Genomic DNA, 6887 nt, shown 5'->3' with positions numbered 1-6887 from the left:
GAATAATGCTGCAGGAAGACGGTTCAAATCAGCGATACCTCCAAGAAGGGTCTCTAATTTAATACGCTCACGCTGAATCATTAATTTCTCTTTCTTTGATAATACATCGTATGTACCGTCTTTAGTCATCTTGTCGATGTTAGACATCTTCTTGATTGACTTACGTACTGTAGCGAAGTTAGTTAACATACCACCTAACCAACGTTCAGTGATATAAGGCATGTTAACTGATTTTGCCTGCTCGGCCACGATATCCTTCGCTTGTTTCTTAGTTGCTACGAAAAGCACCTTACGACCAGACTTTACAATCTGTTTGATAGCTGCTGCAGCTTCTTCAACTTTTATTAAAGTCTTGTTTAAATCGATGATGTGGATGCCATTGCGCTCCATGAAAATGTACTGAGCCATTTTCGGATCCCATTTGCGGGTAAGGTGGCCAAAGTGTACACCTGCATCCAGTAAGTCCTGATATGTTGTTCTTGCCATTGTTTGATCCTCCTGAAATTAACGTTTACTGAATTGGAATTTTTTACGAGCTTTCTTACGTCCTGGTTTTTTACGTTCAACCATTCTGTCATCACGGGTCATAAGACCTTTTGCTCTTAATCCTGATTTAGCTTCCGGATCTAACTCAACAATAGCCTTAGCGATTGCTAAACGAACTGCTTCCGCTTGTCCTTTAACACCACCACCTGCAACGTTTACAGTGATATCAAACTTTCCGGCAGAACCAGAAACTTCTAAAGACTGATTAACGATGTATTGTAAGGGTAAAGTTGGGAAGTACTCTTTGTAATCTTTGCTGTTAACGGTGATGTTGCCACTGCCATCGTTTAAATAAATGCGGGCAACTGCAGTTTTTCTTCTTCCTGAAGTGTTTGTAGTCGACATTTCTTTCTTCTAATTAAAGTTTGATTTCTTTTGGACTCTGAGCGGCATGAGGATGCTCACTACCTGCATAAACATACAGATTGCCGAATAATGCACGGCCCAAACGATTTTTAGGTAACATACCACGAACCGCTTTCTCAATGATGCGGTTTGGATGCTTAGCTAACAACTCCTTAGGAGAAATAAAGCGCTGACCACCTGGATAACCAGTGTAACGAACATAAGTCTTGTCACTTAGTTTGTTTCCTGTCAGTTTTACCTTGTCTGCATTGATAACAATAACGTTATCACCGCAGTCTACGTTTGGGGTGAAAGTAGGCTTGTGCTTACCACGGATCATCATCGCGATCTTAGTAGACAAGCGCCCCAAAATCTCGCCTTGTGCGTCAACAACTACCCATTCTTTGTTAACGGTTTTTTTGTTGGCGGAGACAGTTTTGTAACTTAACGTATTCACTTGCTTGATATTAAATTAATTAAACAATATACTATACCCCTAAAAAGGGTCTGCAAAGATAGAGTAAAATGTTTAATTATCAAAGGGTTGCTAAGAATTATTCAGTTTAGGAGATTTTATTCCAGTGGATACCGGGCTGGCGCACCTGAAAGTATTCCCTGAGCAGCTGATTTTCTTCCGCTTCAAGCCCCGGGTCAGCTTCAAAAATCGCGATAACTTCGTTTCTGGCAACCTGAAGAATCTGCTGGTCCTGAGCCAGATCGGCCAGCTTTAGATCCAGCACACCACTCTGCTGGGTACCCTCAATATTACCCGGCCCCCGGAGCTTCAGGTCTGTTTCTGATATCTCAAACCCATCATTGGTGCGCACCATCGTCTCCAGACGTACTTTCCCGTCGGCGCTAAGCTTGTTCGTACTCATCAGGATACAGTATGACTGTTCCGCACCCCGGCCTACCCGGCCCCGCAACTGGTGAAGCTGCGACAAGCCAAAGCGTTCCGAATTTTCAATGATCATCACACTTGCATTCGGCACATTTACGCCGACTTCAATAACGGTTGTCGCCACCATAATCTGCGTTTCATGCTTTACAAATCGCTGCATCTCAAATTCTTTGTCGGCTGCGCTCATCTTTCCATGAACAATACTGATCCGAAACTCCGGTAGCGGAAAAGCCCTCGAAATGGCTTCAATACCCGCCTCGAGGTGCAGCAGGTCCAGCTTCTCACTCTCTTTAATCAACGGATAAACAACATATACCTGCCGCCCCTTCGCTATCTCCTGACGCATAAAACCGAACATACGCAGTCGTTGGTTTTCATATAAGTGCAAAGTCTTAATAGGCTTTCTGCCGGCGGGAAGCTCATCAATAACCGATACGTCAAGATCTCCATATAAAGTCATTGCCAGTGTTCTTGGAATAGGCGTAGCTGTCATGACCAGCATGTGAGGCGGAACACTGTTCTTACGCCACAGCTTAGCCCGCTGCTCCACGCCGAAGCGGTGCTGCTCGTCGATGATAGCCAGTCCCAGATTCTGAAATTGTACCGGATCCTCAATCAGCGCATGTGTTCCTATAAGAATATTCAGGCTGCCATCCAATAACGATTCATGTATCCGCTTCCGGTCTTTCTTCTTGGTAGAACCGGTAAGCAGCTCTACCTGAACAAAGTCGACGCCCACTAACTGCTGAATAGACAGATAATGCTGGCGGGCCAGGATCTCCGTAGGTGCCATAATACAAGCCTGATAGCCATTATCAACTGCCAATAACATCGTCATCAGGGCCACAACTGTTTTGCCGCTCCCTACGTCCCCTTGCAGAAGACGGTTCATCTGCACCCCGCGCTGGGTATCGATCCGGATTTCCTTCAAGACCCGCTTCTGAGCATTGGTCAGATCAAATGGCAGCTTCGAAGAATAGAATTCATTGAACTTCTCACCCACCTTGCCAAAGACGCAGCCCCGGAACTTTTCTGTACGAAGCAACTTATTGCGAAGCAGTTTCAGCTGAATAAAAAAGAGTTCCTCAAACTTCAATCGCCTCACAGCCGCATCAAGCTCTTGCTGATCAGTAGGGAAATGCACTCCCCTTATAGCTTGAGCCCTCGATATTAAATGATACTTATTTAAGATATATTCAGGGATAGTCTCCCTAATCAGCGAGACCGGGAACCCGGTCAGATTTTCGAGTAACTTCTGAATTCCCTTGCTGTCCAGCTGATTCTGCTTCAGCTTCTCGGTAGAATTATATACAGGTTGAAGGCTCAGATTACCCAGCTTCTTTGCAGCCGGATTATAAATTTCTACCTCAGGATGAGATATAGACACCTTGCCATTAAAATCGGTTGGTTTTCCAAACACAACGATAGCTAGCCCTGGATGCAAAATGCGATCGATCCATTTCAGCGCACGAAACCATACCAGCTCCATACTCCCTGTATCATCCCGTAGCTGCACAACCAACCGCCGCGCCTGCTTTTCGCCGACTATTTCCTTGGATACCACCCTTCCTATGATCTGTATAAGAGGCAGGCTTCCGTTTACTTCTCGTATTTTATAAAATCTGGTGCGATCGATGTATCGAAAGGGATAGTGATACAAGAGGTCTTGAAACGTAAAAATGGAAAGCTCCTTTTTTAACAGTTCAGCTTTATGCTGACCGACACCTTTCAGATACTCTACAGGAGTAATTAAACTAATTTCTGCCACAGGGCATCACATTAGGCTTTCGTAGCAATTACAGAAATTTCCACATTTACCCCTTTGGGCAGTCCTGCAACAGCCACTGTTTCCCTGGCAGGAAACTCATCAATAAAGTAAGACCCGTATATATCATTTACTATAGGAAACCAACTCATATCAGATAAGAAGATCGTTGTCTTAACAATGTCTGAAAAGCCAAAACCTGCTTCGTCCAATATGGCAGTCAGGTTCGCCATCACCTGTGTAGTCTCCTGTTCAATAGATGAAGTGACCAACTGATGGGTAGCTGGGTCTATTGCAATCTGGCCTGATACATATAAAAAACCATTTGCCAGCACAGCCTGATTATAAGGACCTATAGGAGCGGGCGCCTTGTCTGTATTAATTATCTGCTTCATACTATAATATATACCAGTCAATAATCTTATAAAGTATTCCCAATGCAAACAACAGAATAGCAGTCGCATTAATAAAATGCATTACCTTCAAATTGAAACTCTGAGGCCGGTCCGGATCATTTTTCCTAAAGAAATACATAAAGCAAATTTAATAAAAATATAAGCGAAACCTACTCCACAAAAAAAGAGGGTCCTTAATGGGACCCTCTTCCGATAATATGCTTAAATACTATATTATCAAAGATTATTTAATCTCAACACGACGATTCTGCATGCGGCCTTCTTCAGTTGTGTTTGAAGCAATTGGACGGCTTTCACCGTAAGCCTTAACAGTTAAACGGTTTGCGTCAACACCAGAGTTTACTAAGTAAGTTTTTACAGAGTTAGCTCTGTCTCTTGATAAGCTCATGTTGTACTCGTCAGAACCTTCAGCTGAAGCATGACCTTCTAAAGATAATACTATAGAAGAGTTAGCTCTTAAGTCAGAAGAAACCTTATCCAAAGTAGGGTAAGAAGAAGTCTTCAATACTGAGCTATCAAACTCAAACTGGATAGTTCCATACTGTCCTGCAGCTGCAGTATCAGCAGTAGGAATTACTAGAGGACAACCAGCTCCGTCAACAACAGTACCTGCAGGAGTTCCTGGGCATTTGTCGAATCTGTCAGATACGCCATCACCGTCAGCATCAGCAGAAAGTTGGTTCACAGTGTTCTCTAAAGTGCTTACGCGAGTCTTTAAAGCTTCAACTTCCTGACGTAATGTAGGATCTTTCAATTCATCATACATTAAAGCAACAGGGTTTGACCACTGAAGGCTTGGTTTTGATTTGTTACCTAAAGTAAACTCAAGACCAGCATATCCATAAGACCATTTGTCTTTGTTAGATGCACCGTTAGCCCAAGTTCCGTCTAAGTTGTCAGCATCAAGGAAGTTCATGTCATATCCTAAGTTGAAGGCAACAACTTCTCCTAATTTGAAGTTAATACCAGCACCTACAGGGATAAACAATTCAGTTCTGTCATTTGCATCAGGAGAATAACCTGTCAAACCAGCACCCGCCTGAACGAAGAATCCAACATTTTTCTGTCTGCTTAAGAAAGAAACTGTTCCAACGTTAACAACACCTTTTAAAGATACTGCATAGTCTAAATCAGTTTCAAACTCTGGAGATCTTCCGCCAATTGGAGTTCTTCCGTCGTTAGTATCATAAGTTCCGCTCAATTTACCTCTGTGCGCATCTAATTTCAATGCGAAAGAAGGAGCTAATTGTTTCTTAATGAAAAGACCGTAACCGAAGTTAGCGTCCCAGTCATTGTAATCGTTGGTTCCGAAAGGAATAACTGGTGCTAAAACACCGCCGTTAACTCCGATTGACCATGTTCTGTACTGAGATCTCCCGCCAAACACCGTGGCAGCAGATGTTGAAGTAGTCGTAGTTTCCTGTGCAGTAGCTGCTAATGTAGCAACTGACAACAGCGAACTAGCAACAACTTTCTTAATTGTAGAATAATTCATGTTTTTAGTTTGTTTTAAGGTTAAACAAATTTTTAATTGTGCAATTTTAACAAAAATAAATATAAAGCCAAATAGTCAAACTCTATACCACTTTGTCCAATTAAAACAGAATTATGTGCATTTGGTTTGCTTGAGTTTCCAAAAGACCCATCAGCTAATGCTAAATTAGCACTATACTCACACAATAATATCACGTACAACACGTTGACAAACAGATAAATACACCAACATTAACAACATTCTAAGATTATTGTAAATATTTTTTCGTTCTAGGGTAAATAATATTTCACACTCCATACTGACGATCGAATCTCTGCCTGACATGCCATACGGTCACTCAGACAGTACTTTTTTTAAGACAGATTTCGTAACGCTACAAATAAGTTACTTGAAATTAAGGTGTTTTACTTTGAAACAGAACGCATGCCTGACCTATTATCAGGACATGTTATAATATTTCCTCACATACCTTAGATTTTATTTACTTTCGCATAACATACATCTCCAAGGCCTCGCCTTATATTATATTAATCAAAACAGGCGTAAGTGAGGCCACTAACTGTAGCGTTTATTAAAAATAGCCCGTACTGTTCATATCTGTGGAAATTAACTACAAATTGCTTTTAGATGCCACTACCGTCGTCTTCATTAATTATATCTACATACAACTGGCCTGAGGCTTTAGAATTATGCCTGCTTAGTGTAGCACATCAGAAAATGCTGCCCACTGAGGTCATAATCGCCGATGATGGCTCTGGGGAGAACACCCGAAAAGTTATCGAAAGGTTTAAGAAGACACTTCCGGTCCCAGTTATACATGTGTGGCATAATGATAGAGGATTCAGGAAGACAGAAATTTTAAACAAGGCTATAAAAGAAAGCTCGTCCGTCTATATCATACAGGTAGATGGCGATGTTATCCTCCATCCATGCTTTATATCGGATCACCTCGAGATAGCCGAGAAAAACGCGTTCGTCAGAGGGACCAGAGCGCGTCTTACCAAACAGATGACTGAAGAAACTATTCGTTCCGGAAAAACAGGCTTCCATGCTCTTTCAAAAGGAGTATACCACAGACTGAATGCGATACGGTTACCCATTTTCAAAACTCTGGGTATTCGTAAGGAAATGCGCAGCAGAAGCGTACGCGGGAGCAACCTCGCTTTCTGGAAGTCAGACTTTGTTTTGGTCAATGGCTACAATAACGACCTGCAAGGATGGGGGCATGAAGACGAAGAACTCGCTGCACGGTTCATTAATAACCGGATAATAAAGAAAATCGTTAAACTTAGCGCTGTACAGTACCATCTACATCATGAAGAAAGCGCAAGAGATCAAGAATCTTTTCATTCAACAACATTAGATAACACCGTAAAGAATACCCTTAAATTCTGCGCTAACGGATATAGCTGCAATTAA

Annotated in this window: 8 protein-coding genes; 1 reads left to right on the top strand and 7 read right to left on the bottom strand. The window is 42.2% G+C overall.

Going from position 1 to position 6887, the window contains the following annotated elements:
- From rpsB to ACKI5J_RS11665, 7 genes are all read right to left on the bottom strand, one after another.
- Positions 1–486: 30S ribosomal protein S2 (gene rpsB / locus ACKI5J_RS11695; RefSeq protein WP_407429654.1), on the bottom strand; the 486-nt coding region annotated here is incomplete at its 3' end.
- An 18-nt stretch (positions 487–504) separates the two neighbouring features.
- Positions 505–891, bottom strand: a complete 387-nt coding sequence (rpsI, locus tag ACKI5J_RS11690; protein WP_407429653.1) for a 30S ribosomal protein S9 — start codon at positions 889–891, stop codon at positions 505–507.
- Positions 892–904: 13 nt separating this feature from the next.
- The gene (gene rplM / locus ACKI5J_RS11685; protein ID WP_106292284.1) at positions 905–1348 is read right to left on the bottom strand and encodes a 50S ribosomal protein L13; all 444 of its coding nucleotides are present in this window, start codon (positions 1346–1348) and stop codon (positions 905–907) included.
- A 106-nt stretch (positions 1349–1454) separates the two neighbouring features.
- Positions 1455–3560: an ATP-dependent DNA helicase RecG gene (gene recG / locus ACKI5J_RS11680; RefSeq protein WP_407429652.1), complete on the bottom strand. Its 2106-nt coding sequence runs from the start codon at positions 3558–3560 to the stop codon at positions 1455–1457.
- Positions 3561–3571: 11 nt separating this feature from the next.
- Positions 3572–3952, bottom strand: a complete 381-nt coding sequence (locus ACKI5J_RS11675) for a RidA family protein (protein WP_407429651.1) — start codon at positions 3950–3952, stop codon at positions 3572–3574.
- Between the two features lies 1 nt (position 3953).
- A complete protein-coding gene (locus ACKI5J_RS11670; RefSeq protein WP_407429650.1) occupies positions 3954–4091 on the bottom strand; it encodes a DUF6728 family protein in 138 nt (45 codons plus the stop codon).
- 105 nt (positions 4092–4196) lie between these two features.
- Positions 4197–5468: an OmpA family protein gene (locus tag ACKI5J_RS11665; RefSeq protein ID WP_407429649.1), complete on the bottom strand. Its 1272-nt coding sequence runs from the start codon at positions 5466–5468 to the stop codon at positions 4197–4199.
- Between the two features lie 627 nt (positions 5469–6095).
- Here ACKI5J_RS11665 and ACKI5J_RS11660 point away from each other — a divergent pair.
- Positions 6096–6887, top strand: coding sequence for a glycosyltransferase family 2 protein (locus ACKI5J_RS11660; RefSeq protein WP_407429648.1), 792 nt, complete (start codon positions 6096–6098; stop codon positions 6885–6887).

Source organism: Arcticibacter sp. (assembly GCF_045629565.1).
GTDB lineage: Bacteria > Bacteroidota > Bacteroidia > Sphingobacteriales > Sphingobacteriaceae > Arcticibacter.
The sequence above is the reverse complement of the archived record's forward strand: the minus strand, read 5'-3'. Positions and strand labels throughout refer to the sequence as shown.